At 47.5% G+C, this 26,752-nt stretch carries 27 protein-coding genes and 1 tRNA gene; 10 read left to right on the plus strand and 18 right to left on the minus strand.

Going from position 1 to position 26,752, the window contains the following annotated elements:
* The first annotated feature begins 141 nt into the window (after positions 1-141).
* Positions 142-1,464: an amino acid permease gene (locus BSPA111_RS18700; RefSeq protein WP_183272643.1), complete on the plus strand. Its 1,323-nt coding sequence runs from the start codon at positions 142-144 to the stop codon at positions 1,462-1,464.
* 45 nt (positions 1,465-1,509) lie between these two features.
* On the plus strand, positions 1,510-2,817 hold the full coding sequence (locus tag BSPA111_RS18705) for a serine dehydratase subunit alpha family protein (protein WP_183272644.1): 1,308 nt from the start codon (positions 1,510-1,512) through the stop codon (positions 2,815-2,817).
* A gap of 12 nt (positions 2,818-2,829) precedes the next feature.
* Here BSPA111_RS18705 and BSPA111_RS18710 read toward each other — a convergent pair whose 3' ends face one another.
* On the minus strand, positions 2,830-3,042 hold the full coding sequence (locus tag BSPA111_RS18710) for a hypothetical protein (RefSeq protein WP_183272704.1): 213 nt from the start codon (positions 3,040-3,042) through the stop codon (positions 2,830-2,832).
* 3 nt (positions 3,043-3,045) lie between these two features.
* A complete protein-coding gene (locus tag BSPA111_RS18715) occupies positions 3,046-3,747 on the minus strand; it encodes a pirin family protein (protein WP_183272645.1) in 702 nt (233 codons plus the stop codon).
* A 106-nt stretch (positions 3,748-3,853) separates the two neighbouring features.
* Here BSPA111_RS18715 and BSPA111_RS18720 point away from each other — a divergent pair, with 106 nt between their 5' ends.
* Positions 3,854-4,744, plus strand: coding sequence for a LysR family transcriptional regulator (locus tag BSPA111_RS18720; protein ID WP_183272646.1), 891 nt, complete (start codon positions 3,854-3,856; stop codon positions 4,742-4,744).
* 114 nt (positions 4,745-4,858) lie between these two features.
* Here the strand turns inward: BSPA111_RS18720 and BSPA111_RS18725 are convergent, their stop codons facing one another.
* The 11 genes from BSPA111_RS18725 to BSPA111_RS18775 all read right to left on the minus strand — a co-directional run bounded on the left by BSPA111_RS18725 (position 4,859) and on the right by BSPA111_RS18775 (position 12,314).
* Entirely contained in the window at positions 4,859-5,242 is a 384-nt protein-coding gene (locus tag BSPA111_RS18725) for a DUF805 domain-containing protein (protein WP_183272647.1), read from the minus strand.
* Between the two features lie 105 nt (positions 5,243-5,347).
* On the minus strand, positions 5,348-6,340 hold the full coding sequence (locus BSPA111_RS18730; RefSeq protein ID WP_183272648.1) for a glutathione S-transferase family protein: 993 nt from the start codon (positions 6,338-6,340) through the stop codon (positions 5,348-5,350).
* Between the two features lie 80 nt (positions 6,341-6,420).
* Positions 6,421-6,813: a DoxX family protein gene (locus BSPA111_RS18735; protein WP_183272649.1), complete on the minus strand. Its 393-nt coding sequence runs from the start codon at positions 6,811-6,813 to the stop codon at positions 6,421-6,423.
* Between the two features lie 334 nt (positions 6,814-7,147).
* Entirely contained in the window at positions 7,148-7,441 is a 294-nt protein-coding gene (locus BSPA111_RS18740; RefSeq protein ID WP_373925644.1) for a YqjK-like family protein, read from the minus strand.
* The gene (locus tag BSPA111_RS18745) at positions 7,441-7,833 is read right to left on the minus strand and encodes a phage holin family protein (protein WP_183272651.1); all 393 of its coding nucleotides are present in this window, start codon (positions 7,831-7,833) and stop codon (positions 7,441-7,443) included. Before BSPA111_RS18745 ends, BSPA111_RS18740 begins: the two co-directional genes overlap by 1 nt.
* A 2-nt stretch (positions 7,834-7,835) precedes the next feature.
* A complete protein-coding gene (locus tag BSPA111_RS18750; RefSeq protein WP_064540411.1) occupies positions 7,836-8,141 on the minus strand; it encodes a YqjD family protein in 306 nt (101 codons plus the stop codon).
* A gap of 49 nt (positions 8,142-8,190) precedes the next feature.
* Positions 8,191-8,559 (minus strand): DUF1090 domain-containing protein, encoded by a 369-nt coding sequence (locus tag BSPA111_RS18755; RefSeq protein WP_183272652.1) that lies wholly within the window; start codon positions 8,557-8,559, stop codon positions 8,191-8,193.
* A 168-nt stretch (positions 8,560-8,727) separates the two neighbouring features.
* Complete coding sequence (gene mzrA / locus BSPA111_RS18760; protein WP_183272653.1) at positions 8,728-9,105, minus strand: EnvZ/OmpR regulon moderator MzrA; 378 nt, start codon at positions 9,103-9,105, stop codon at positions 8,728-8,730.
* Between the two features lie 11 nt (positions 9,106-9,116).
* Entirely contained in the window at positions 9,117-9,779 is a 663-nt protein-coding gene (yqjA, locus tag BSPA111_RS18765; protein ID WP_183272654.1) for a DedA family general envelope maintenance protein YqjA, read from the minus strand.
* 336 nt (positions 9,780-10,115) lie between these two features.
* Complete coding sequence (gene exuR, locus BSPA111_RS18770; protein ID WP_183272655.1) at positions 10,116-10,892, minus strand: transcriptional regulator ExuR; 777 nt, start codon at positions 10,890-10,892, stop codon at positions 10,116-10,118.
* Between the two features lie 126 nt (positions 10,893-11,018).
* The gene (locus BSPA111_RS18775) at positions 11,019-12,314 is read right to left on the minus strand and encodes an MFS transporter (RefSeq protein WP_183272656.1); all 1,296 of its coding nucleotides are present in this window, start codon (positions 12,312-12,314) and stop codon (positions 11,019-11,021) included.
* 490 nt (positions 12,315-12,804) lie between these two features.
* Here BSPA111_RS18775 and uxaC point away from each other — a divergent pair, with 490 nt between their 5' ends.
* The 3 genes from uxaC (at position 12,805) to BSPA111_RS18790 (ending at position 16,351) form a co-directional block, all read left to right on the plus strand.
* Positions 12,805-14,214, plus strand: coding sequence for a glucuronate isomerase (uxaC, locus tag BSPA111_RS18780; RefSeq protein ID WP_183272657.1), 1,410 nt, complete (start codon positions 12,805-12,807; stop codon positions 14,212-14,214).
* A gap of 18 nt (positions 14,215-14,232) precedes the next feature.
* A complete protein-coding gene (locus BSPA111_RS18785) occupies positions 14,233-15,720 on the plus strand; it encodes a UxaA family hydrolase (protein ID WP_183272658.1) in 1,488 nt (495 codons plus the stop codon).
* A gap of 88 nt (positions 15,721-15,808) precedes the next feature.
* On the plus strand, positions 15,809-16,351 hold the full coding sequence (locus BSPA111_RS18790) for a YgjV family protein (protein ID WP_183272659.1): 543 nt from the start codon (positions 15,809-15,811) through the stop codon (positions 16,349-16,351).
* A gap of 35 nt (positions 16,352-16,386) precedes the next feature.
* On the opposite strand, the gene sstT is transcribed toward BSPA111_RS18790, so the two are convergent.
* The 5 genes from sstT to BSPA111_RS18815 all read right to left on the minus strand — a co-directional run bounded on the left by sstT (position 16,387) and on the right by BSPA111_RS18815 (position 21,889).
* Entirely contained in the window at positions 16,387-17,631 is a 1,245-nt protein-coding gene (gene sstT / locus BSPA111_RS18795) for a serine/threonine transporter SstT (protein ID WP_183272660.1), read from the minus strand.
* 346 nt (positions 17,632-17,977) lie between these two features.
* Positions 17,978-18,946 carry a TerC family protein gene (locus BSPA111_RS18800; protein ID WP_183272661.1) on the minus strand — a complete coding sequence of 323 codons (969 nt, stop codon included), beginning with the start codon at positions 18,944-18,946 and terminating at the stop codon, positions 17,978-17,980.
* Positions 18,947-19,223: 277 nt separating this feature from the next.
* Positions 19,224-20,222 (minus strand): Gfo/Idh/MocA family protein, encoded by a 999-nt coding sequence (locus tag BSPA111_RS18805; RefSeq protein ID WP_183272662.1) that lies wholly within the window; start codon positions 20,220-20,222, stop codon positions 19,224-19,226.
* A 72-nt stretch (positions 20,223-20,294) separates the two neighbouring features.
* Positions 20,295-20,873 (minus strand): bifunctional 2-polyprenyl-6-hydroxyphenol methylase/3-demethylubiquinol 3-O-methyltransferase UbiG, encoded by a 579-nt coding sequence (locus BSPA111_RS18810; protein WP_183272663.1) that lies wholly within the window; start codon positions 20,871-20,873, stop codon positions 20,295-20,297.
* Positions 20,873-21,889: an HNH endonuclease gene (locus BSPA111_RS18815; RefSeq protein ID WP_183272664.1), complete on the minus strand. Its 1,017-nt coding sequence runs from the start codon at positions 21,887-21,889 to the stop codon at positions 20,873-20,875. Before BSPA111_RS18815 ends, BSPA111_RS18810 begins: the two co-directional genes overlap by 1 nt.
* Before the next feature lie 276 nt (positions 21,890-22,165).
* Between BSPA111_RS18815 and BSPA111_RS18820 the strand changes: the two genes are divergently transcribed.
* The 4 genes from BSPA111_RS18820 to dcm all read left to right on the plus strand — a co-directional run bounded on the left by BSPA111_RS18820 (position 22,166) and on the right by dcm (position 26,748).
* Positions 22,166-22,250: transfer RNA gene (locus BSPA111_RS18820), tRNA-Leu, on the plus strand.
* 198 nt (positions 22,251-22,448) lie between these two features.
* A complete protein-coding gene (locus tag BSPA111_RS18825) occupies positions 22,449-23,696 on the plus strand; it encodes an integrase arm-type DNA-binding domain-containing protein (RefSeq protein ID WP_183272665.1) in 1,248 nt (415 codons plus the stop codon).
* Between the two features lie 246 nt (positions 23,697-23,942).
* Positions 23,943-25,565, plus strand: coding sequence for an Alw26I/Eco31I/Esp3I family type II restriction adenine-specific DNA-methyltransferase (locus BSPA111_RS18830; RefSeq protein WP_255459305.1), 1,623 nt, complete (start codon positions 23,943-23,945; stop codon positions 25,563-25,565).
* Positions 25,558-26,748 (plus strand): DNA (cytosine-5-)-methyltransferase, encoded by a 1,191-nt coding sequence (dcm, locus tag BSPA111_RS18835; RefSeq protein WP_183272666.1) that lies wholly within the window; start codon positions 25,558-25,560, stop codon positions 26,746-26,748. Before BSPA111_RS18830 ends, dcm begins: the two co-directional genes overlap by 8 nt.
* Positions 26,749-26,752 lie beyond the last annotated feature (4 nt).

Below are 26,752 nucleotides of genomic sequence, written 5' to 3' on the forward strand. Positions count from 1 at the left end.
ATTTTTTCTCCACCGCTCGCGCTATCCTTTTCGAATACTAATAACACCTCCAGAACAATAATTTCAGTAATGAGAATGTCTGGTAATCACTCTGTATTTAATCATCACAATTAAAACCTACACGTATAAGCGAGCACTTTTATGGAAACGGGAAGCATTACTGCGGTTAATATTCCAGCATCCGGTAGAGCTGGAATGACAGAAAGTGAATGGCAAGCAGCGACTAAGTTCGATAGTACCGATGTCGGCTGGGTAATTATGAGTATCGGAATGGCGATTGGTGCCGGAATAGTTTTTTTACCCGTTCAGGTTGGATTAATGGGATTGTGGGTGTTCCTGCTCTCTTCTGTCGTTGGATATCCAGCAATGTATCTGTTCCAACGCCTGTTTATTAATACCCTTGCCGAATCGCCTGAGTGTAAAGATTATCCAAGTGTGATTAGCGGTTATTTGGGTAAAAACTGGGGCATATTATTAGGTGCGCTGTATTTTATTATGCTGGTCATCTGGATGTTTGTTTACTCCACTGCCATCACGAATGACAGCGCCTCTTATTTGCATACCTTTGGCGTGACCGAAGGGCTGTTATCAGATAATCCATTCTATGGGTTGGCACTGATTTGTATCCTGGTCGCCATCTCTTCACGAGGCGAACAGCTTTTATTTAAAGTCTCAAGTTTCATGGTGCTGGCAAAACTGTTGGTGGTCGCGGCACTTGGGGTATCAATGATCGGTATGTGGCACCTGTATAACACCGGGGCGCTTCCGCCAGCAGGGTTGTTGATTAAGAACGCTATTATTACTCTGCCATTTACCTTGACCTCTATTCTGTTTATTCAAACACTGAGCCCGATGGTTATTTCATATCGCTCGAAGGAAAAATCACGGGAAGTTGCGCGTTTTAAAGCACTGCGCGCCATGAATATCGCGTTCGGTATCCTTTTCGTAACGGTGTTCTTTTATGCCGTGTCCTTCACACTGGCGATGGGACATGACGAAGCGGTAAAAGCCTATGAGCAGAATATATCTGCCCTCGCCATTGCTGCCCAGTTCATTGATGGAGCCTCGGGTGCGTGGGTCACAGTCGTCAGCGTAATGCTAAATATCTTTGCTGTAATGACGGCGTTCTTTGGTGTATATCTTGGTTTCCGTGAAGCGACTCAAGGTATCGTGATTAATATTTTACGTCGCAGAATGCCAGAAGAAAAAATAAACCAGAAATGGGTGCAGCGCGGAATTATGGTGTTCGCCATTTTGTTGGCATGGAGTGCAATTGTCCTTAATGCACCCGTCTTAAGCTTTACATCTATTTGCAGCCCAATATTCGGTATGGTCGGTTGTTTAATCCCGGCGTGGCTGGTTTATAAAGTTCCCGCATTGCATAAATACAAAGGAACTTCGCTGGTGATTATCATTATTACCGGATTGCTGCTGTGTATTTCTCCATTCCTTGCTTTCTCCTGATAAGCAGGTCTTTGAATTGTAGTTCCAGGAATTAAGGCTAAAAAAATGGCAAATTCAGAAATGAATCCCGCGTGGGCTGAGTTAATCCGCGCGGTAAAACAAAATGTGAAGCCAGCGGTAGGGTGTACTGAACCTGTTTCACTGGCGTTGGCAAGCGCACTGGCAGCCTCACATTTGGCTGGGAGAGTGACACGAATTGAGGCCAGAGTTTCACCGAATCTGATGAAAAATGGTATGGGCGTCACCGTGCCGGGAACGGGAATGGTGGGCTTGCCCATTGCCGCAGCGGTGGGGGCGTTGGGCGGCGATCCGCATGCCGGTTTAGAAGTTCTCAAAGGCGCGCCGGTAGAGGCAATTGCCGCCGGAAAATTGCTGCTGGCAAGTGGCAAAGTGAAGGTGACGATTCAGGAACCTTGTGAAGAAATTCTCTATACCAGTGTCACTGTTTACACCGAAGAAGCGTCAGCCAGCGTGGTTATTTCTGGTGCGCACACGAGGGTGACTCGTATCGAAAAGGATGGAGTGGTGTTGTTCGATGCGAAAGAAGCAGCGCATCCTGCGGAGAATGCACAAGCATGCCATATGGAGCGATTTACCCTGGCGCAACTTGTTGAATTTGCTCAGGCCGTTCCCTTTGAAGATATCGGTTTTATCCTTGATGCGGCGTTGCTCAACGGTGAACTGTCGCGCGAAGGACTGCGGGCGCAATATGGTTTGCATATTGGTTCGACACTCCAGCGCCAGCAAGATCGAGGCCTAATGGCTAAGGATCTGTTAACTGACATTATGATCCGTACTGCGGCAGCGTCTGATGCGCGAATGGGGGGCGCATGCCTTCCTGCAATGAGCAATTCAGGTTCGGGTAATCAGGGTATTACGGCGACGATGCCTGTTGTCGTGGTGGCTGAGCACCTGGGTTGCGATAGCGAGCAGTTGGCACGAGCACTGATGCTTTCCCATCTCACAGCCATCTACATTCACCATCAGCTACCGTCGTTGTCTGCATTGTGCGCGGCAACCACGGCAGCGATGGGTGCAGCGGCAGGGATAACCTGGTTAATTAATGGAAGTTATCAGAGTATCTCAATGGCGATAAGCAACATGATTGGTGATGTCAGCGGGATGATTTGCGATGGCGCATCAAATAGTTGTGCAATGAAAGTTTCGACCAGCGCGGCTTCGGCCTGGAAATCGGTTCTGATGGCGCTGGACAATAGCTCCGTCACGGGTAATGAAGGGATTGTCGCGAATGATGTGGAGCAGTCGATCCGCAATCTGTGTGCACTGGCAAGCCAGTCAATGCAGCACACAGATCGTCAGATTATTTCGATCATGGCGAGTAAAGTCGGCTGATAAAACGGGATGCTACAAAGTGGCTTCTTCTTCCGCTAACCGTGCATCCGCGTCGATAACAATGGCTTCCAGCTCGTTCAACATTTCGTCGTAGCTGAGCTCTGATTTAGCGGTTGCCGTTACAATGGCAACCGCTGCCACAGGCGATGGCGTTGCTTTTTTTGTACTCTTCCGGGTAGCCAGTTTTTTGCTCACTGATAACTCCTGTTGGTCTAACGTTGGCACTGGTCAGACCGGTAAATCTATCAGCAATGCGCGCAATGGTGTATCTGCAACCAGCGTAATGTTAGCCTCATCACGAATAAAAGCGCCGTCACCACAGGTAAGCCCTTCTTTTTCTTCGGTAGAAGTAACCGCATGAACCGTGCCATGAATTGACTGCAAATACGCACGTGGGCCATGTAACTGGAAACTTAACTGCTGGCCTTTCTCGAGTTCAATCTGGTGAATCCACACTTGCTGACGTAATTGCAGGCTCTCCTGGCTACCATCAGGCGAGGCCAGCAATTGCTGCGGTTGGTTTGCCAACGTGATTTTTTGCACCAGCGCATTTTCACGTTCCGGGCACGCATCGAGCCACAGCTGCATGCGTGTCAGTGAATTTTCTTTACTGAGATTATGCTCGCTATAGCTAAGCCCCGGTTGGGTGGAAAGCAGCAGGGCTTCACCCGATTTAGCCTGAACGTGGTTACCTTCGCTGTCGCGGTATTCCGCTTCGCCTTCCAGAATCAAATTAAGAATATCGACCTTTGGATAGGTACGCGGCTGGAATGACGCACCAGGCGCCAGTACTTCTTGGTTGAGTACGCGCAACGAAGCATAGCCCAGCAATTTCGGGTCGAAATAGTGACCGAATGAAAATGTATAGCGGGCCTGGAGCCATCCATAGTCCGCTTTTCCGCATTGTTTGGCAGTTCTTGGCGTAATCATAATTTCTTGACCTCTTTTTACACTAGGCCCATGGTAAAACTCTGGACGCTGCATTGTTAGCCAGTTAATCTGCTGGGTATGTTCAAATTTCCTGAATGAGAACCCCATGGCTAAAGAGAGAGCATTGACGCTGGAAGCATTGCGGGTAATGGACGCAATTGACAGGCGTGGGAGTTTCGCCGCTGCTGCTGATGAGCTGGGGCGTGTGCCGTCGGCACTGAGTTACACCATGCAGAAGCTTGAAGAAGAATTGGATGTTGTGTTGTTTGACCGTTCTGGCCATCGCACTAAATTTACTAATGTCGGGCGTATGTTGCTGGAACGTGGGCGTGTTTTGCTCGAAGCGGCTGACAAACTGACTACCGATGCCGAAGCGCTGGCTCGGGGTTGGGAAACACATCTGACTATCGTGACTGAAGCACTGGTGCCGGCGACTAAATTGTATCCCCTGGTGGAGAAACTTGCGGATAAAGCAGATACCCAGTTGTCGATTATTACCGAAGTATTGGCGGGTTCCTGGGAGCGTCTGGAGCAGGGGCAAGCTGATATTGTCATTGCCCCCGATCTGCACTTCCGTTCATCTTCGGAAATCAACTCGCGCAAACTCTACAAAGTGATGAGCGTTTATGTTGCGGCACCTGACCACCCGATTCATAACGAACCGGAACCGCTTTCGGAAGTGACTCGCGTTAAGTATCGTGGAATTGCAGTGGCGGATACTGCACGTGAACGCCCTGTGTTGACGGTGCGATTACTGGAGAAACAGCCGCGTCTGACGGTGAGTAGTATGGAAGATAAGCGTCAGGCACTGTTGGCAGGGCTTGGTGTGGCAACAATGCCTTACCCCTTTGTTGAGCAGGATATTGCCGAAGGGCGTTTACGCGTCGTGAGCCCTGAGTACACCAACGAAATTGACATTATTATGGCGTGGCGACGCGATAGCATGGGCGAGGCGAAAGCCTGGTGCCTGCGTGAGATACCTAAATTATTGAAATAAATACCCCTCATACTTCAAGCTGTCTCTTTGCTGGCGGCGTTCTCTTGCCGCTGCGATGCAACTTGAATTATTTAGGGTATAAATATCTGGGGAGGCGAATCACGCCCCCCACTGTTACTCGCTGACCAGTCGTGCATCCATTTCTTTTGGATCACGCCCAAACTTGTTTTCACCCGGCGTGCCGTTCTGGCAGTTAAACACCAGAATAATCAGCCAACCGACTACGGGAATTAACAGCAGTAAAAGCCACCAGGCTGAACGATCGGTATCGTGCAAGCGCCGGAACTGCACAGCCCAGTAAGGCAAGATGATGAGCACACCGTAAATGGTGGTGAGCGCACCCTCATCCCCCGCGATTCGTAGGCCTAGCATCTTATCCAGAATGCTTAATACCCCTGTCAGAACAAGGTTTACAAGGATGAACATCCAGTATTCTTTGCGGCGTGCACGCCCACTAAAGCCAACGTAATTTCTTAATACTTTGAAATACCAATCCATTTGTAGCCCGCCTTGAGTAGTCATCAATCACTTGATCTCTAAGTGATCTATTTCAAGAATAGCCATGAAAGGATTTTACGTAAATCATAGTGTGAATGAATTTTATCAACCTTTGTTAAATCGCTCATCGCGACCGTGTGGCTCCTTTAAATCTTGGGCAGGTCCAATCGAGATAATACCCGTCGGGTTAATGGTTTTATGGCTACGGTAATAGTGATTGCGTATATGGGCGAAATCGACGGTTGCTGCAATGCCTGGCATTTGGTAGATATCCCGCAAGAACCCGTACACATTCAGGTAATCACTAATGCGGTGTTTATCGCATTTAAAGTGAGTGACATAGACCGGGTCGAAACGTACCAGGGTTGTCCACAGGCGAATATCAGCTTCAGTAAATTGATCGCCGGTTAAGTAGCGGTGCTGACCCAGGATTTGCTCAACGCGAGCCAGCGATTCAAACACTTTCGTCACCGCTTCATCATAAGCTTCTTGCGAGGTGGCGAAACCGGCCTTATACACGCCGTTATTAATCGTGTCGTAAATCCAGGTATTCAGCTCATCAATCTTATTGCGTAACGGCGGGGGATAATAATCTCCAGCGCGAGCCCCTTTTGCATCGAACGCGGTATTGAGCATACGAATGATTTCCGCAGATTCGTTACTGACGATAGTCTGGGTTTTCTTATCCCATAAAACCGGAACGGTGACGCGGCCAGTGTAGTTTGGGTCGGCTTGCAGATAGAGCTGATAGAGATATTCGTGTTGGTATAAGCCATCGCCGGTCGCGTTCGGGAAATCGTCATCGAACGTCCAGCCATCCTGCAACATCAGCGGGTTTACCACCGAAACCGTGATAAAAGACTCGAGGCCTTTTAAGGCTCGCATGATTAAGGTGCGATGCGCCCACGGACAGGCGAGGGAAACATAGAGATGGTAACGATCTTTCTCCGCGGCGAAGCCACCTTTACCGTTCGGGCCGGGTTCACCATCGGCAGTCAACCAGTTGCGAAACGCTGATTCAGAACGTTTGAAGCTGCCACCGGTTGATTTGGTGTCGTACCAGACATCGTGCCAGACGCCATCAATGAGCTGTCCCATGTTTCTTTCCTCTTCATCGACCTTAAAAACAAAAAAGCGAAGGGATTAACCTTCGCTTTTATTCAATTCAGTATAGAGCCTTACCAGTTTTTCTTCAGCAGACGGTCGATGCTGTATGCGCCCGGCCCGAAGATTGCCAGTAACAGGTAACCACCGGCGATGGTGAAGTTTTTCATAAACATGGTGGAGTTCATGCCTTCAGCAAAGTTACCGTGGAACAGGAACGCAGTCAGAATGGTAAACACCGCAGTAATAATCGCTGTGGTACGAGTGAAGAAGCCGAACAGAATTGCCAGACCGCCGCCGAACTCAAGCAGAATAGTCAGTGGCAGCAAGAAACCTGGGACACCCATCGCTTCCATATATTGTTGAGTGCCAGCGTAACCATTAATTTTGCCCCAGCCTGCAACGATGAACAGAATCGGCATCAGGACACGAGCTAACAGTACACCTGCATCATCTAATTTTTTCATTTTACTCTCCAGCGAATCTCTTGTGGGTGCTATCAGCCCAGCGATGTTTGTCTTTGCAATTTCCGGTAGTTACCGTTGATTGCGGTTGATGTGGAGGATAATAGACGTGACGTTAAAGGATTGTTAGCAAGGATTATTGTCGATGTTCTTCAATAATACTGAATACCCATGTCTTTCAAACTGCCTCTTTGTTGGCTGCGAGAACTTACCCGAATCACTTACTTATGTAAGCTCATCGGGATGCGCTCTCTTGCCGCCGCGATGCAGCTCGAAATCCATAGGGTATTGGCTTGTATACAAAAAATAATGCCGCCTAAAAAGGCGGCGCGAAGATTTAGTGGTATTGCTGCTGAATTGTATTGCGGATCAGGCGCCATGCGCTCCAGGCACCAAATCCGCGTCTGGCCCAACGCATCAGAAAACTTGGGTGGCGCACCGTCCAGATAGCCATAACGCTGCTGGCGATTAAAGCATAACTACGCAAGCTTAATAACGTGTTCCAGCCGCGGTCATAAGCATCGGTCGCCTCAAGCCAGTTACGCCTTCCCGCGCTTAAATCCAGCCGTTGTTGCTGAATCTGGCTGAGTAGAAGTGCTTTGCGCTTATCAAGTTCACGTTTGCTCATGATTAGTCATCTTCCAGCAATGCACGGTCATTTTCCAGCTCGCGTCGTGTATGACGAAGCAGCGTGGACTGGCGAGATTTACGCAGCGTCCAGATGCCGCCGATCAACGCCAGTGCCAGTAAAACGACAGTCGTTGCGATCATGGCATTCAGACGGTACTGCGGTTCGACGGCCCAGAAAACCAGCACCACCAGGCTCATTAACCCGAATGCTGCAAACAGCATGGTTAACCCGAGCATTAGCAGCAGCTGAACAAGATGAGCTTTCTCCTCTTCAAGCTCAACCACCGCAAGGCGTAAGCGCGTTTCCACCATCCCAACAATGATAGTGACGAGGCGTTGGCCTATACCGAGGACGCTTTTACCCGGCCCTTGTGTTTGATGGGATTCAGGCATAATTAACGACGAGTCAGCAAAACACCGAGCACGACGCCAATCGCCGCACCAATGCCCACGCCGGTCCATGGATTTTCACGGACATAATCGTCAGCTTTGGCAGCCGCTTCACGTGTTTGTTTAGCAATCACGTCGCCGGTATCACCCAGACGTACGCGGCTTTCTTTCAATGCTTTTTCCGCTTTGCCACGCAGTCTTTCGAGTTCGGACTTAGACTTGTCCGTCGATGCACTCAGCACTTCTTCCAGGGTATCTGCCAGGGATTTCAACTCAGCTCGCAAGTGTTCTGATGTAGTATCTTTTGACATAATTTTCTCCAGGTCTTTGAAGTTTGGCGGTAACTTTTATTGAAGGAATTTAGTAATCACGAGCCTGTAAAGTTTTGAGCTCATGCTCAGCTTCGGAGAGCTTCTGTTCACGCTTAGAAATTTTATCAGCGTCGCCTTTTGCTCGAGCTTCTTTAAGGTCTGCTTTGCGTTCGGTGATCTCAGCTTTTTGCTCGTTGATTTTCTTCTGATGAGCCGCGCGTAAACTGCTGTCGGTACAATTGGCGCGGACTTCTTTCAACGCTTTGTTAAGCCCATCAACACGACTTTGATTATGATGCTTCTCCGCATAGCCAATTTCACGCTGAATATCCTGCTCTTTTTCGCTACATAGCGAGTTTGCTTGCGCTAAAGAGGTCATAGATAACAAAGCGATAGCCAATACGGTACGATAATTCATGATAAAAACCTTCCATTGTGATGTACGTTTAGCCATGAGGTTAAGCACACATAAAGTCCAGAAATACGGCGAAAAGGGTGAGGTTTAACAATATAAGTAAGACCAAGCATAGTCAGAAATTGAGTAAAAACCCAATCCCTATTAACAAATTAGGATTTCAGGAAAAGATTAACCGATGCGAATATTTTCGTTGAGCACGCGCGTCAGCCAGCTACTGGCGTTGTCTTCTTCTTCTTGTTGGGCGATGACGTAACCCTGTGGCAGTGTTCTATATAACACGACTTTTGCTGCTTCACTTTGCGCACTTGATTCAAACTTGATCAATAAAGAATTGTTTTCAGGGGTAATGCTTTTGAAGCGGATCCCGTTGGCATCAAGATGATGCCAGACAAAAAAGCCATCAGGCATGCTGATACCTTGTTGGCTGGAGCGGATTTCCAGCGTTGATTCAGTGCGTTGCATTCCAGACCATATCAATATGGCTGCGACGGCAACAACACCGATCAGCGTCGTGGCCCGCAGGCCACGAAAAAAGTGTGTTTTCATCGTTATCCCTCTTAACTGCGGCTACCGTATTTTTTACGCCAAAGCACAATCAACGAACCGATCAGGCCGAATACCAGCAACACGACGGGTAACAGCATCAGGCAGGACATCAATGCATCTTCATATTTCAGGAATACAGGCGTTTTGCCGAGCAGATATCCCAACGTGGTCAAAATCAGAACCCATAACAATCCACTCATCCAGTTGAAAAACTGGAAGCGTGCATTATTCAGACCTGATAAACCGGCAATAGTGGGTAGCAGGGTACGAACAAAAGCAATAAAACGGCCAATCAGTAACGCAGACAAGCCATGTTTATGGAATAAGTTGTGCGCGCGTTGATGATAGTGAGCAGGGAGGTGGGAAAGCCAATTCTGCACTATGCGCGTGTTTCCTAGCCAGCGTCCTTGAATATAACTGAGCCAACACCCGAGGCTTGCGGCGGTGGTTAACAGGATGACGGTTTCTGGAAAACCCATTGCCCCTTTGGCAATCAGGACACCGACCAAAACCAACAAACTGTCACCAGGCAAGAAAGCTGCTGGAAGCAGGCCATTTTCAAGGAATAAAATCATGAATAATACGAAGTAAAGCATGCCAATCATTCCTGGATTGGCGAGCGTTTCAAAATCCTGGTTCCATAGAGCGTTCAATAATTGCGTGAAAAGTTCCATTCAGTATTCCTGGTACATCGGTTATGACCGCTGATCAAAGTCAGATTGGTGAAGCACGGCATTATTTGTGTTGTTTTAATGTGCTGTTGCCGATTGCAACCCACCGCTTATTACCCGAACAGGCTACAGTTCCGTTTTAACGTGTTCCGGTAGGTGAAAAACAAAGCTTACACCGACAGTGAAATTGCATCTAATTGTAACAAAGCTCTGTGTGAGGCGTCACAGTATTTATGCTTTGCCGAGGGTTGATTTTGATGACTCGCTGAGGTGCTGGCGAGGGTATTTACAAACGCTGACACTATTGGTTGGTTTGCTTACCCTCGCGGGAGAAAATGGCTATTTTTGCCCGTTTGTCGCGGTATCGAGATGAATCACCGGATTATCAGCAAACAAATAGCGATCAGCATTAAATTCGAAATCATCGCTGGTCGCATCAAATAACATTTGCTTTGTGTTTTCAAGGTGTTGCCACATCGCCAGTTTAGCGGCATGCGGGTCTTTACGAATCAATGCTTTAAGGATCTGGTCGTGATCGTCACACCAGTTGTCAGCGGTGCGCTTATCAATATGCTCATGCAGTTTCTTCCAGTATGGGTTGTGGATACGTTGGCTCCACATTTTTTCCACGATGGCGGCGAGGGCGCTATTTTGCGACGCGAGAGCAACCTGAGTGTGGAAATGAAGGTCCCATTCTGAATCCTGGAAATTGTGCTCATTACGCGCCATTTCCTGAATTTCCATGAGTTTGACGATATCTTGCTTGGTGACTTGAGTCGCCGCAAATTCAGCGATATTGCTCTCAATCAGTTGGCGAGCTTGCAGTAGCTCAAACGGACCAAAATTTGCGAATTCAAACTGTTCATCTGGAAGCGTGGTGTATTTCGCCTGATTGGCGATGACATGGATGCCGGAGCCTTTGCGTACTTCGACGTATCCTTCGACTTCCAGCATGATAATGGCTTCACGAACCACAGTGCGGCTCACGTTCTTTTCTTCAGCAATAAAGCGCTCGGCCGGGAGTTTTTCACCAACCAAATACACACCGTTTTCGATGCGTTGTTTAAGCTCAGCAGCCAATTGCTGATAAAGACGACGTGGTTCCATAATATCCATCTGTAGCTCCGGGAAAGATCCTGCGGTTAACCTTATTTGTTATACCACTTTTCAAAGTTAGGCTCCATATTCCAGATACATAAAAGCCGCCAATTAGGCGGCTTTTAATGCTAACTGAAACGCCGATTAAGCTAGCGCTTGCTTCGGTTTTTGTGGGTCTTCCAACTCACTGATTGGTTTGTTTTGCAGTACGGTCCAGATAACGATAGCGCCGAGGATATCGAACACCGCCAGTGCAGCAAACAGTGGGCTGAAGCCAATGGTATCTGCCAACGCACCCACCACCAGAGCAAACATGGTGCTTGCAGTCCAGGCCGCCATACCGGTCAGGCCATTCGCCGTTGCCACTTCGTTACGACCAAATACGTCAGAAGACAGTGTAATCAGTGCGCCAGACAGTGATTGGTGCGCAAAGCCACCAATACACAGCAGAGCGATTGCAACGTATGGGCTGGTGAACAGACCGATGGTACCTGGAGCAATCATCAGAATCGCACCCATGGTCACCACCATTTTGCGAGAGACAATCAGGTTTACGCCGAATACGCGTTGGAACAGCGGTGGCAGGTAGCCGCCGACGATACAGCCGAGGTCAGCAAACAGCATTGGCATCCAGGCAAACATCGCAATGTGTTTCAGGTCAAAGCCGTACACTTTAAACATGAACAATGGGATCCACGCGTTGAAAGTACCCCATGCAGGTTCAGCCAGGAAACGTGGCAGAGCAATCCCCCAGAACTGACGGTTCTGCACGATTTTCCAGGCGCTCATTTTTTTGCTGTTGTTGGTCTGGTGTTGAGCTTCCTGACCGCCAATGATGTACTCACGTTCTTCATCGGACAGTTTTTTCTGATCGCGTGGGTGTTTGTAGAAAATCAACCATGCCATTGCCCATGCAAAGCTCAGCACGCCAGAGATGATGAATGCCATCTGCCAGCTGTGCATCACAATCGCCCACACCACTAATGGTGGAGCAATCATGCCGCCGATAGAAGAACCCACGTTGAAGTAACCCACTGCGATTGAACGCTCTTTAGCCGGGAACCATTCGCTACTGGCTTTCAGACCTGCAGGGATCATAGCGGCTTCAGCAGCACCAACGGCACCACGCGCGATGGCCAGGCCACCCCAGCTTCCCGCGAGTGCAGTTGCACCACAGAAAATTGCCCATGCGACAGCGAAGAAGGCGTAGCCAACTTTAGTACCCAGTACATCCAGCACGTAGCCAGCAACAGGCTGCATAATGGTATAAGCAGCCGAATAGGCTGCGATAATGTAGGAATATTGCTGAGTGGAAATATGCAGCTCTTGCATCAGGGTTGGCGCAGCTGCTGCAATGGTATTACGTGTCAGATAACCCAGTATGGTGCCCATGGTAACCAGGGCAATCATGTACCAGCGCAAGCCTTTAATCTTTCGCATTTTGAATTTCATCCCGTCTTATAGACAACCGCACATTGTGTGGTTGCACGTCCGGCATTGCTGCCAGAAGCGTGTTCTGTTTGAGGGTTCATATCCGGGGGTATCACCCGGTACGACCCCGTACCTTGCCATAAAAAATAAAGTGTCAGTGGCAACTACGGTTTCCGTACCGTGATGCGCTGTTCGTGAAACCAGCGTCTGATGTAATTCCATTACTTTTGTATTGCGACGGCAGAAAGATAACTTGTCATACAGCTTTAAAAGTTGAGTGATATCACAAAAGTGTCGATCTGCTCACTCCAAGGTGGTAGGGCCTTGTAGGCCAGAAGTGGCGCGGGATATAGGTTATTTTTAAACAGAATATTAACAATGAAAGTGTGGTTTTTGTGACGAATGCCTCAAAAATCCACTCGGTCTCTGGAAATTGGTGTGATAACTTTATTTGCATTATGCGCAAGCATCGAACTGCTATGAACAGAGGAACCCTACAATGGCCCAGTTTATGACTGAAGATTTTTTGCTGGATACCGAATTTGCTCGCCGTTTGTATCATGAGTTTGCAGCCGATCAGCCAATTTTTGACTATCACTGCCACTTACCACCACAGCAAGTTGCCGAAGATTACCGCTTTAAAAACCTGTATGACATCTGGTTAAAAGGCGATCACTATAAGTGGCGCGGTATGCGTGCAAACGGTGTGGAAGAGCGTCTTTGTACTGGTGACGCGACTGACCGCGAGAAATTCGATGCCTGGGCTGCAACGGTTCCTCACACTATCGGTAACCCTCTTTACCACTGGACTCATCTCGAACTACGTCGTCCGTTCGGCATCACCGGCAAACTGCTATCCCCAACCACCGCTGATGAAATCTGGAACGAATGTAACGAGTTGCTGACCCAGGATAACTTCTCTGCGCGTGGCATCATGAAGCAGATGAATGTGAAAATGGTGGGCACGACTGATGATCCTATCGATGATCTGCGTTTCCATCGCCAAATCGCACTCGACGCGTTTGAAACCAAAGTGCTGCCGAGCTGGCGCCCGGATAAAGCGTTCAATATCGAACAAGAAACCTTTGCTGAATACATGGGCAAGCTGGCTGAAGTGTCTGATACCGACATCCGTCGTTTCAGTGACCTGCAAGCGGCGCTGAGCAAGCGTCTGGACCACTTCGCAGAACATGGCTGTAAAGTTTCTGACCATGCATTAGACGTGGTGCTGTTTGCCGAAGCAGACGAACCTACTCTTGATGGCATTCTGGCTCGTCGTCTTTCAGGTGTTGCCCCAACCGAGCACGAAGTTGCTCAGTTCAAAACTGCGGTTCTGGTGTGGCTGGCTACGGAATACACCCGTCGTGGTTGGGTTCAGCAGTATCACATTGGCGCGTTGCGCAATAACAACCTGCGTCAGTTCAAATTGCTGGGACCAGATGTGGGCTTTGACTCCATCAACGATCGTCCAATGGCTGAAGAACTTTCTCGCCTGCTCAGCAAGCAGAACGAAAACAACGAACTGCCAAAAACCATTCTTTACTGCCTGAACCCGCGCGATAACGAAGTGCTGGGCACCATGATCGGCAACTTCCAGGGCGAAGGTATGCCAGGAAAAATGCAGTTTGGTTCAGGTTGGTGGTTCAACGATCAGAAAGATGGCATGGAGCGTCAAATGACGCAACTGGCGCAATTGGGTCTGTTAAGCCGCTTTGTGGGCATGCTGACTGATAGCCGTAGCTTCCTGTCATATACTCGCCATGAATATTTCCGCCGCATCCTGTGCCAGATGATTGGCCGTTGGGTTGAAGCGGGCGAAGCGCCAGCTGATATCCAGTTGCTGGGCAAAATGGTGGAAAACATCTGCTTTAACAATGCCCGAGACTACTTTGGCATTGAACTGAACTAATCAGGCTCTGAGGTTGATATGCAATACATCAAGATCCATACGCAAGATAACGTCGCTGTTGCGTTAGTGGACCTGGCTGAAGGTGACGTTGTTACCGTTGAAGGCACAGAAATTACCCTGCGCCAGCCAGTGCTGCGCGGCCACAAATTTGCGCTTGGCACACTTGCGCAGGGCGAGAATGTGGTGAAGTACGGTTTGCCGATTGGCCACGCGTTGGCCACTATTGAGGCCGGTGAGCACATTCACTCACACAACGCGCGTACGAATCTGAGCGATCTGGATGAGTATCGCTATCAACCTGATTTCCAGGCTCTGGCAAGCCAGGCCGCAGACCGCGAAGTGAGCGTTTATCGCCGCGACAACGGAACTGTGGGTGTACGCAATGAGTTGTGGATCCTGCCAACCGTGGGCTGTGTAAATGGCATCGCGCGTCAGATCCAGAACCGTTTTTTGAAGCAGAATAATGACGCCGAAGATATCGATGGCGTCTTCTTGTTCAGCCACCCGTTCGGTTGTTCGCAGTTGGGTGAAGATCACATCAACACCCGCACTATGCTGCAAAACATGGTGCATCATCCAAATGCGGGTGCAGTGCTGGTGATTGGCCTGGGTTGTGAAAACAACCAGGTGAGTGCCTTCCGCGAAACGCTGGGTGAATACGATGCTTCTCGCGTTCACTTTATGGTTTGCCAGCAGCAAGACGACGAAGTGGAAGCCGGGCTTGAGCAGTTGCAAGAACTGTATGAAGTGATGCGCCATGACAAGCGTGAACCTGGCAAAATCAGCGAGCTCAAATTCGGCCTTGAGTGCGGTGGTTCAGACGGTTTGTCCGGTATTACGGCCAACCCAATGCTGGGGCGTTTCTCAGACTATATGGTGGCGAACGGCGGTACGACTGTACTGACGGAAGTCCCGGAAATGTTTGGTGCAGAACGCATTCTGATGAGCCATTGCCGCGACGAAGCCACGTTTGAAAAAACCGTCACCATGGTGAACGACTTCAAACAATACTTCATCGAACACAACCAGCCTATTTATGAGAACCCATCACCAGGGAACAAAGCTGGCGGTATCACCACGCTTGAAGAAAAATCCCTCGGCTGCACGCAAAAAGCCGGTGAGAGCGAGGTTGTCGATGTCCTGCGTTATGGCGAGCGTCTGAAAACGCCAGGCCTGAATCTGTTAAGCGCACCAGGTAACGATGCCGTTGCTACCAGTGCCCTTGCCGGAGCAGGTTGCCACATGGTGCTGTTCAGCACCGGTCGTGGAACACCATACGGCGGTTTTGTGCCAACCGTTAAAATCGCGACCAACAGTGAACTGGCGACCAAAAAGCCGCACTGGATTGATTTTGACGCGGGAAAACTGCTGCACGGTAGCGACATGAACACCTTGCTAACCGAGTTTATCGACACCATTGTGGAGATCGCGAACGGTAAAAAGACGTGTAACGAACGCAATGATTTCCGCGAGTTGGCGATCTTTAAAAGCGGCGTCACGTTGTAAATAGCCCGTCAGGTGTTAACATGAAACGGCATTTTGATTTTTAAAATGCCGTTTTTTTTCGCCTCGTTTTTACTCTCAAGGATTCGTCATGACCGCGTATTGGGTTGCCCAGGGCGTCGGCGTTCTCGCCTTTGTGGTTGGCATTACCACGTTCATCAATCGTGATGAACGGCGTTTCAAGCTACAACTGGCGGGTTACAGCGCCATTATCGGCATTCACTTCTTTTTGATGGGTGCAAGCCCGGCGGGCATGAGTGCGGAGCTTAATGCGCTGCGAACTGTTATCTCTCTGCGCACGCGAAGCCTGTGGGTGATGGGGAATTTCATCGCGCTGACGGTGGGATTGGGCTTGGCTAAATTTAACCATGCGATGGAATTACTGCCGATTGCCGGGACGGTTGCCAGTACCTGGGCTTTATTCCGCTGCAAAGGGTTAACGACGCGCTGCGTGATGTGGTGCTCCACTGCTTGTTGGGTGACGCATAACTTCTGGTTGGGCTCGATTGGCGGCACGTTAATCGAAGGGAGTTTTTTGGTGATGAATGGTTTGAACATCATTCGTTTCTGGCGAATGCAAAGGCGGGGAATTGATCCGTTTAAAGTCGAAAAAGAAGTGCAACAGCAGGAGTAAAACTCCCTGCCTCGAAAGACAGGGAGCTTGAAGCATTAACCGCGTAACGGATTATTATCAGCCAGGCGAGCATCTTCTGCCTGGCAAGCCGCCGCAGTAAACAGCACGTCGGTTGAGGAGTTCAGTGCGGTTTCGCAAGAATCCTGCAACACGCCGATGATGAAACCAACCGCAACCACCTGCATGGCAATCTCATTTGGGATACCAAACATGCCGCAAGCCAGTGGGATCAGCAGCAGAGAACCACCCGCCACACCAGACGCCCCGCAAGCACACAGCGACGCCACCACGCTCAACAGCAGCGCGGTTGGCAAATCTACCGGTACACCCAGCGTATTAACCGCAGCCAGCGTCAGAACGGTAATGGTGATCGCCGCGCCCGCCATGTTAATGGTTGCGCCCAGCGGGATAGATACGGAATAGGTATCGCGGTCAAGATTCAGCTTTTCACACATCGCCATGTTTACGGGAATGTTAGCTGCAGAACTACGGGTGAAGAAGGCCGTTACGCCACTTTCACGCAGGCAAGCAAACACCAGCGGGTAAGGGTTGCGGCGAATCTTCACGAACACCAGCAGCGGGTTGATTACCAACGCCACGCCGAACATACAGCCCACCAGGACAAGCAGCAGCTGCGCATAGCTCCACAGCGTTTCAAAGCCGGTGGTTGCAAGTGTTGATGCTACCAGACCAAAAATACCGATAGGGGCAAAACGAATCACCACTTTAACCATGAAGGTCACCGCATCGGAGACATCATTAATCAGGTTTTTGGTGGTTTCATTGCCGTGACGCAGCGCGAAGCCCAGACCCACAGCCCACACCAGAATACCGATGTAGTTTGCGTTTAGCAGCGCGTTGATTGGGTTAGCAACCATGCTCAGGAGCAAGTCGCGCAGAACTTCCACAATACCTGACGGCGGAGTGATATCGGTTGCGCCAGTCACCAGATGCAGTGTGGAAGGGAACAGGAAGCTGACCACAACTGCGGTTAATGCAGCGGTAAACGTTCCCAGAAGATAGAGGACCAGAATCGGGCGAATACTGGTTTTCTGACCGTGCTTATGGTTGGTGATTGACGCCATTACCAACATCAGAACCAGCACCGGTGCGACGGCCTTTAGTGCACCAACGAACAATGTGCCGAGTAAACCCGCGGCAACGGCTGCGGGTTTTGAAACTGCTGCCAGCGCGATACCCAGCACCAACCCAATGAGAATTTGTTTGACCAGACTGCCTTGCGCCAGCCGTTTGATAAGACCTGGAGATTGTATAGCCATGGATAACCTTCCTGTATTGTATGTCGTCCCATCCCGATCTGTACTCTGAGGCACTTTACTGACCGGATGTAATAAATGCGTTTGCCTGGTGGAGTATAAGGAAATGTCGCGGGGTAGTAAGTGGTAATCACTGATAATTACGGTATGGGCTAGATTTTATAACCATGTATTAACAAATATGTGACATTAGCAACAAATTGCTCAGTAAATGCATTGTCGCTAATTGACTTGCCAAAATAGCGCGTCACCAAAAGAAAACCCCGCCGAAGCGGGGCTGGAGTCTGTCGATTTTAATCGGTCGGAGAAGCGTAACGCCATCCAGTAAAACACGCAGAATGGCGGGGTATTACTTCGCCAGTTTCTTCTGATCGTTACGGTAGTTCACGATAGCGTTGATGATCAATGTCAACGCCAGAATGCCACCGACCACGCCCAGCGAAATCGCGATAGGGATATGATAGAAATCGACAATCATCATCTTCACGCCGATAAATATCAGGATAATCGACAAACCGTACTTCAGCATTGTGAAGCGCTCCGCCACGCCTGCCAGCAGGAAGTACATGGCACGCAAGCCGAGGATCGCAAACAGGTTTGATGTCAGCACGATGAACGGGTCAGTCGTTACCGCGAAGATAGCTGGGATACTGTCGACTGCGAAAATCACGTCACTCAGTTCAACCAGAATCAATACCAACAGCAAAGGCGTTGCGAACAGCACGCCATTTTTACGGGTGAAGAATTTTTCGCCTTCGATTTTATCCGTCATGCGCAGGTGGCCACGAATCCAACGCACTAACGGTTTATCACCGATGCCGCCTTCATCTTCCCTTGAGAACGCCATCTTAATACCGGTGAACAGCAAGAAGGCACCGAACACATACAGCAGCCACTCAAACTGGGCAATCAACCAGCTACCCGCGAAGATCATGATGGTACGCAGCACAATCGCGCCCAGCACACCGTAAACCAGCACACGGCGTTGCAAAGCTGCAGGCACTGCGAAGTAGCTGAACAACATTAGCCAGACAAAAACGTTATCCACCGCGAGGGATTTTTCAATCAGATAGCCGGTGAGGAAGGCGAGAGCCTGAGCGTCTGCGACTTCACGACCAGATGTTCCGGTGAGATACCACCAGAATGCCGCATTAAACAGCAGCGAAAGCGTAACCCAAACCAGGGACCAAACCGCCGCCTGCTTCATGGTCATGGTGTGTGAGCCTTTACGACCCTGAAGCAGCAGGTCGATGGCCAACATGATAAGGACCACGACAGCAAAACTGCCCCACAGTAATGGAGTACCGACACTATTCATAAAAGGGTTTCCTTCAAACAAAACAAAAACGGCCAACGTCGGAAGACGCCAGCCGCTAATGCTTGCAACAGGGATCTCGCCTTCCGGCAAGGTCTCACTTACAACATATATACATGACATATATATGTTGCCCGGTAACCGGGTGTTTGTTTTTTAAACACCGTAATGACGATTAACCGACGAAGAAGTTACTCCCCTTTGCGGGCGGGAAATTATTATATCTGACACATTTCGTCAACATTCCACCCTTCGGTTTACACAGCTTTACGCCGGTATATCATGCTGGTGAATGTGCAGACACTTCATCCGCTGGGAATTTCACGCCAGTCTGCGCGCGGATTTCCGTACTCAGCGCTGCAGTGATGCGCGACGTGACTAAACCTGGATGATTCACTTCATTGCCGGCAACCAAACGAGCAAAGACTTCGGCTTCATAAAGCATAGTATTGATATGCTGCGGCAGCGTCAGATCCTGCGGTTTTCCACCACGCGGTATAAAGGTGATTCGCTGGCATTCTGAGATTTTCTCGATAACCAGTGAGCCGGCCTCGCCCTGAATCTCGCTAGGGGTTACGGAATCGCTCACTTTGGAATGCAGCAGATTCACGTCAAAATCACCGTAATTCATTTGCACCGAACCGTGAGCATCGACACCACTTTCCAGAAGACTTGCCGTTGCGTGGATAGCTCTAGGTTCACCCCACAACGCGGCGGCAGAGGCCAGCACGTAAAAACCGATATCCATAATCGAGCCGTTCGAGAACGCCGGATTAAAGGTATTTGGGTTTTCACCGTCCAGATAACGCTGATAGCGCGAAGAGTACTGGCAATAGCTGAGCAGCGCTTTACGGATCTTGCCCACTTTTGGCAACGCTTGCTGCAGGGCGATAAAGTTCGGCAAGCTGGCCGTTTTAAATGCCTCGAACAACACCACCTGGTTTTCGCGAGCGCAGGCAATCGCCTTTTCCACTTCATGTAAATTAGATGCGAGTGGCTTCTCACAAATCACATGCTTTTTATGGCTTAAAAACAGCAGCGTTTGTGGAGAATGCAGGGAATTCGGGCTGGCGATGTAAACCGCATCTATCGCGTCGCTTTTCGCCATCGCCTCAAGATCGGTAAAAAGATGTTCCACCGGATAGTCGCTGGCGAAGGATTGCGCCTGTTCCAACGAGCGGGAGTAGACCGCGGTGAGTTTATATTTGCCACTTTCGTGGGCAGCATCGACGAACTGACGTGTGATCCAGTTAGTTCCAATAACAGCGAGGCGTATCATAAACGGGTGCTATCTCCGAAGGCGGGTTATGTTTGAAAGACTATCACGATGTAAGGGGAAAACCAGTGGTGGCTAGCGTTTTGTGAGAAGTGCATTCAGCCATATTTCATCTCGCTCAGGACGGTTGTCTTGCGTCGTCCACAGCGTTTCTATTTCGACTTCTGGTGTGGTTTCCAGTAATGCACCGAGACTTGCTTCGTTCATATCCGTAAATAAGCGCCCATCCTTCTCGCGCTCACTGTCGCCATACTTAAATGACACATACCAGACGCCACCCGGTTTAAGTGCATTTGCTAGTTTCTGCATCACTGACGGTAATTCCTGCGAGGGAACGTGCAGTAGAGAGGCACAACACCAGATTCCGTCGTATTGTTGCTGAGTCTCCACGTCTGCAAACGTCATCTGCTGAACAGATAAACCCGTGTGTTGGCTTGCTAAAGCCACCATCTTTGACGAGGCATCAAATGCTTCAACCTGATAACCCATTTCAATGAATGCTTTAGAATCGCGCCCGGAACCGCAACCAGCGTCCAGAACTTGTGAGCCTGGCAGTAAAAGGCGAGTAAAAGATTCGTACAGCGAAGACATATCGACATTCACCGTACCATTGAAAAAGACCTGTGCGTTGTTTTGGTAATAATTCAGCGTCATCAGAATGTTGCCTCGCCTTCTGCTTTTGGTTCCCAGATGTGGAACAGAATGTTGTTTTTTGCTCTCGCCCAGTTACTTTCAAGAAAATCTATCCGCTGCGCAGGTTGCGTGCCAGTCTGATTCACAATAGTTTCATGTAGTGGAAGCTTACTTTGAATAAAGTACTCATTGCGAATGTGAAGCCGCTGCAATAGTTTGCGGCTTGGCAAATGCGAAGATTTGCCTGCTTTGCCCCGGTTACAGCATTGGCAAGATAGAACCAGATTCCACACGCCATTGATATTGGCCACCTCATCGCGTGCTTTCCACGGAATAAAGTGGTCTACATCTGCCAGTTCGGTGTCACCTGGTACCAGGCTGATCGGTTTAAAGCAATAGAAGCAACGCCCTTTCTGATAACCATTAAGGCTATCCCGACAACTAGTGATATTCACCCGACGTGTATTAACGTGGCTAAACAGAAGCTTCTCTTGCTCGTCAAACTCTATCGCAACCAAATTACGGGAAACGCCCATCGCCCAGGCTTGCTCAACCAGATTCCAGCGCGCATTCGTTTCAAAGGCCAGGTTCTGGTATTGCTGACGCACGCTCAATTGATAGAAGTTATCGGTGAGGCGAATCCCCTTATGAGTTTTTCGCTCATCAAGGAAAAAGCGTTTCTCAATCTCACCCGCGTTCACATTATGGAAAGCATCAATCACATTGTTAAACCCGAGGCGAACCGTGGTTTCTGTTAACGTATCTTGCGTGAGCTCACCGTTATTAAATTGCACGCAGGTATCCAGAAACTGGCTACCGCGTGATGTGATTTGCTTTGGTGCATGCAATAGATGCTGGCAAAGGTGGCGGCTGAATGGAACGGCAAGTTCCTCAAGCGTAACCAGATCGCTACCGGATTTATCAACCTCATACAAAGCATGCGCGAGAGCAAATTTGTAAGATGCGACGTTTCTTCCAAAAAGGATCACTCCACGCCAGTAGTTCTCAAGCGTAGGGTCAGCCTGATAAAAATCCATTCACGTTTTCCCGATTCGGTTTGGAAATGCAGAAGGGGAGATTGGTTAATGAAACCCGTAACGAGATCACATAACAAATGAAAGGTGATGTAAACCTTGGAACGATAGATTTAGTGAATTTGTGAGGTGAGGCTGGAAGCGCAGAACCGACAGAAAAGGGCAACGAATTGATGATGCGCTGGTTTTTTCAGCACTCAGCACGCTGAAGCTAGAATGGGGCTTGCAAAGCGGCGTGTGACATATATAATCCCCAACGTTTTCCGCATACCTCTTCGTGCCGAAGTGGCGAAATCGGTAGACGCAGTTGATTCAAAATCAACCGTAGAGATACGTGCCGGTTCGAGTCCGGCCTTCGGCACCAATAGTATGTAAATAGACCTCAACTGAGGTCTTTTTTTATGTCTAAAATCCAGTCCCCGCAAGGCTTCCCTCGCTTTTCAGTCAACCGACGTCAATCTGAGTTACCCCACATCAACATGCTTGTGAGTATAGAACCGAGTATATATGCTGGTTCGATAATGCTTATATACTCACGGCAGCATATGGAAGGAATACCATCATGGCCCTGACTGATACCAAGGTGCGTTCGGCAAAACCAGAAGAAAAGGAATACTCGCTAGTAGACGGCGATGGCATGTTTTTGTTGATACATCCTAACGGCTCCAAATACTGGCGCTTTCGTTTCCGCTTTGGCGGCAAGCAGCACCTTATGGCTTTTGGGGTTTACCCCGAAACGTCACTGGCTGATGCTCGTCAAAAGAGGGAAGAGGCCAGGAGGCTTGTTGCTGCCGGAGTCGATCCTCGTGAGCATAAGCGTGCAGTAAAAGAAGAACAGGCTAAAGAGATCATAACTTTTGAATCTGTTGCCAGAGACTGGCACGCCAGCAATCAAAAATGGTCTGAGTCACATAGTGGTCGTGTTCTTAAAAGTCTCGAAGATAATTTGTTCGATGCGATTGGTAAGCGGAATATCGCTGAGTTAAAAACAAGGGATTTACTGATTCCCATAAAAGCAGTAGAGATGTCTGGACGTCTTGAAGTGGCGGCGCGTTTACAACAACGAACAACAGCAATCATGCGATTTGCCGTGCAAAGCGGTTTAATCGACTACAACCCCGCACAGGAGATCGCTGGAGCGGTTGCTACAGCTAAACGACAGCATCGTGCTGCGCTAGAACTTAATCGCATTCCTGAACTACTTCATCGTATCGACACATATACTGGCAGACCACTAACACGCTTAGCTGTGGAGCTGACGTTGTTGGTCTTCATTCGGTCTAGTGAACTGCGTTTTGCACGCTGGTCAGAAGTCGATTTTGAAACTGCTATGTGGACGATTCCGGGTGAGCGTGAACCGCTGGAGGGTGTCAAACATTCTCAGCGTGGCTCCAAGATGAAGACCCCACATCTTGTTCCCTTATCGCGTCAAGCTCTCGCCATTTTGGAAAAGATCAAAAACATGAGTGGAAACCGTGAGCTGATTTTCGTCGGCGATCATGATCCACGTAAACCCATGAGTGAGAACACGGTGAACAAGGCGCTGCGGGTGATGGGCTACGATACGAAGGTTGAGGTTTGCGGACATGGTTTCAGGACTATGGCATGTAGTTCATTAATTGAGTCGGGATTGTGGTCGAAGGATGCGGTAGAGCGGCAGATGAGTCACCAGGAGCGTAACTCGGTGCGTGCGGCCTACATTCATAAGGCCGAGCATCTGGGGGAGCGCAGGTTAATGCTGCAGTGGTGGGCGGATTATCTGGATGTGAATCGGGAGAAGATTGTAAGTCCGTTTGAATTTGGGAAGTAGCAACAATATTAAGACATATATTACTAGTATCTAGGATATATGCTTTTTTAGTTCTTAACTAAATAAAAGTTAAACCCTTTCAAAACTAAATAAAAGTCACGGGAAGTTATTCCCGTGACTTTTATTTTATCTACGCGTGTTCAACCTAGGTTTGTTCAAATAATGGCTGTGTTTATGTACAGTTGTTGTTGAGTATTTACACACAAAATGATACAATCTATCCTGATGATGGAAGAGATATATTACATGAAACATATCCATTTAATTAATTCACTGCCTTTAAATAATGCTGAAAAGTTCACTGAGAAAGCAACAGGTAAGTACTATACTGATGAAAAAATTGCATTATTGATGATAGAGAAGTTATTGCCGTTAATAAATGCAATTGGTAAAAAAAATTATAATATTGCGGATCCATTTTCAGGAGATGGACGACTTGTCACATTGCTTATTAAACAATGGATGTTAAATGGCTTTCCTGATGTGGAATGGAATGTTTATCTTTTTGATATAGAACACGCTGGCCTTGTTCATGCTAAAAGTGAGTTAGCTCAACTTAAATTAGCTGGTGCAAGTATTAACGTTACTGTTAAAAATATTGATATTTTTTATGAATTTGAAAACTATATTGATTACTTTGATTGTGTTATTACTAACCCACCTTGGGAGAATATAAAACCAGATTCCAGAGAGCTTAATCTTTTTGAGCCATCTATCAAATTGAAATATATCGAGTCTCTTCGAGAGTTTGATGATTATTTGTCAAGGGTTTTGCCATATTCACAACCGAAGCGCAAATTCGCTGGTTGGGGGACTAACCTTTCACGTGTTGGTGCAGAGCTTAGCTTAGAAATATGTAATAAAAATGGTATGTTAGCTATCGTTATGCCTGCATCTTTTTTCGCTGATGAACAGTCTTTTACTTTGCGTCAAAAGTTCTTTAACACTGGAAGACTTGATTTTATAAACTATTATCCGGCGGAAGCAAAGTTATTTAATGGCGCTGATGTATCTTCATGTTCTTTTATTTTAATTAAAGATAATTTTTTTAAAGAGGACATGCAGCTTAGTGTATATGATAAAAAATTGAATATTAATTCATTCGGGTGTTTTGACTTTTCTAGTATAGATACTCAACACCTTAGCATTCCAATATCTCAAGGTGTTCATGCAATTCATTTATTAAAAAGGCTGCAAGAAGAATACTCAACTTGGAATAGTTTAGAAAAAAATGGAGAAATATGGGCGGGAAGAGAAATCGATGAGACGGGGAGTAGTAATTGGACGAAAAAGAATGGAGATGGATACCTATTCGTTAAAGGAAAAATGATCGGGAGATACAACTTTGACATTAGTCATAATTTAAAGGTAACTAAGAAAATTGATAAAGTTCCATCCAGTTCTAATTTTGAAAGGATTGCATGGCGTGATATTTCTCGCCCAAGTCAAAAGAGAAGAGTAATCGCAACAGTAATTCCTCCTAATTCATTAGCAGGGAATTCACTGGGTGTAGTCTATTATCAAAGTGGATCACAGGATTCACTCTTTAGTTTACTGGGAATAATAAACTCCCTTTGTTTTGAATTTCAATTAAGAAGCTTTTTAGCCACTGGCCATGTTTCATTATCAGCCTTAAGAAAGACTGCGATACCGTCTGAAAAAATATTATCACAACATACTGAATTAAAACATCTGGTAATCTCTTGCATGAATGGATGCTGTGATGCTGAACTGAAAGTTGAGGCTTATATAGCCAAAAAAATTTACAAATTGAACTTGAATGAATTTAATAAACTTTTATCTTCATTTGATAAAATTGAGTTAGCAGAAAAAGAAAATTTACTGAGGATGTTTCAACATTATGGCTAAAAGTGAAGCATTAATGATTCCCAATCATAAGGCTGCAAAGCTAAGTGAACTGGATATGATGATTGTTAATTCAGTACCGCCAGGCGGCAATTGGAAAAACATTCCTTTAGATGTACCATCTAAAAGAATAGAGCAAATTCGGGAAAGTTATGCACAAGGAAAAGGAAGCCGTTCAACCTACTACGGTAGATTACTTCCAGATATGCCTGCATATACTATAAATACATATTTTAACCGGCCTGGAAATGGTTGCCATATCCACTATGAGCAAAATCGTGTCCTATCCCAGAGAGAAGCAGCAAGATTGCAATCATTCCCAGATGATTTTATTTTCTGTGGAGGGCAAACAGCAGTTAATACCCAAATTGGTAATGCCGTACCTCCATTTTTGGCTTTTTTGATTGCGAAAGAAATAGAGAAAGCAATAGGTAATACTGGTTACTATGTCGATCTTTTTTCTGGGGCTGGGGGGCTTGGGTTAGGATTCAAATGGGCTGGGTGGACTCCATTATTAGCGAATGATATTGAGGAAAAGTATCTACAAACATATTCAAAAAATGTTCATGAAGAAGTTATATGCGGAAGTATTTCTGATGATGAAAAATTCTCAAAAATAATACTTAAGTTATCAGAGTTTAAAAAAGTATATTCTGATAAACAATTGTGGATACTTGGAGGTCCTCCATGTCAAGGATTTTCTACGGCAGGAAATGCAAGAACAATGGATGATCCAAGAAATTCACTCTTCATGCATTATAAATCTCTCTTGGATGAGATAAAACCAAACGGTTTTATTTTTGAAAATGTTGCTGGTCTGTTGAATATGGAAAAAGGCAAGGTCTTTGAAAGGGTTAAAGAAGAATTATCATCAACCATGAAAACTATGAATGGATGGGTATTAAACTCTGAACATTATGCAATTCCTCAACGCCGAAAAAGAGTTATATTAGTAGGTTCAAACGATCCTTTATTTTCAATTGAACCGCCAGAAAAGTTAACAGAGCAAAAGGATTCTTGGGTATCTGTTAAACAAGCATTATCTGATCTTCCTCCTTTACAACATGGTGAAGATGGAATTGGTAAATACTATATCCACCAACCTGAAAATGACTATCAACTATTTATGAGAGGCCTTATCACTGCTTCAGAGTATTATAATAAGAATGTAAAGCCCTCTTTTTAAGAGG

This window comes from Buttiauxella sp. A111 (assembly GCF_014189855.1).
GTDB classification, from domain to species: Bacteria; Pseudomonadota; Gammaproteobacteria; order Enterobacterales; family Enterobacteriaceae; genus Buttiauxella; species Buttiauxella selenatireducens.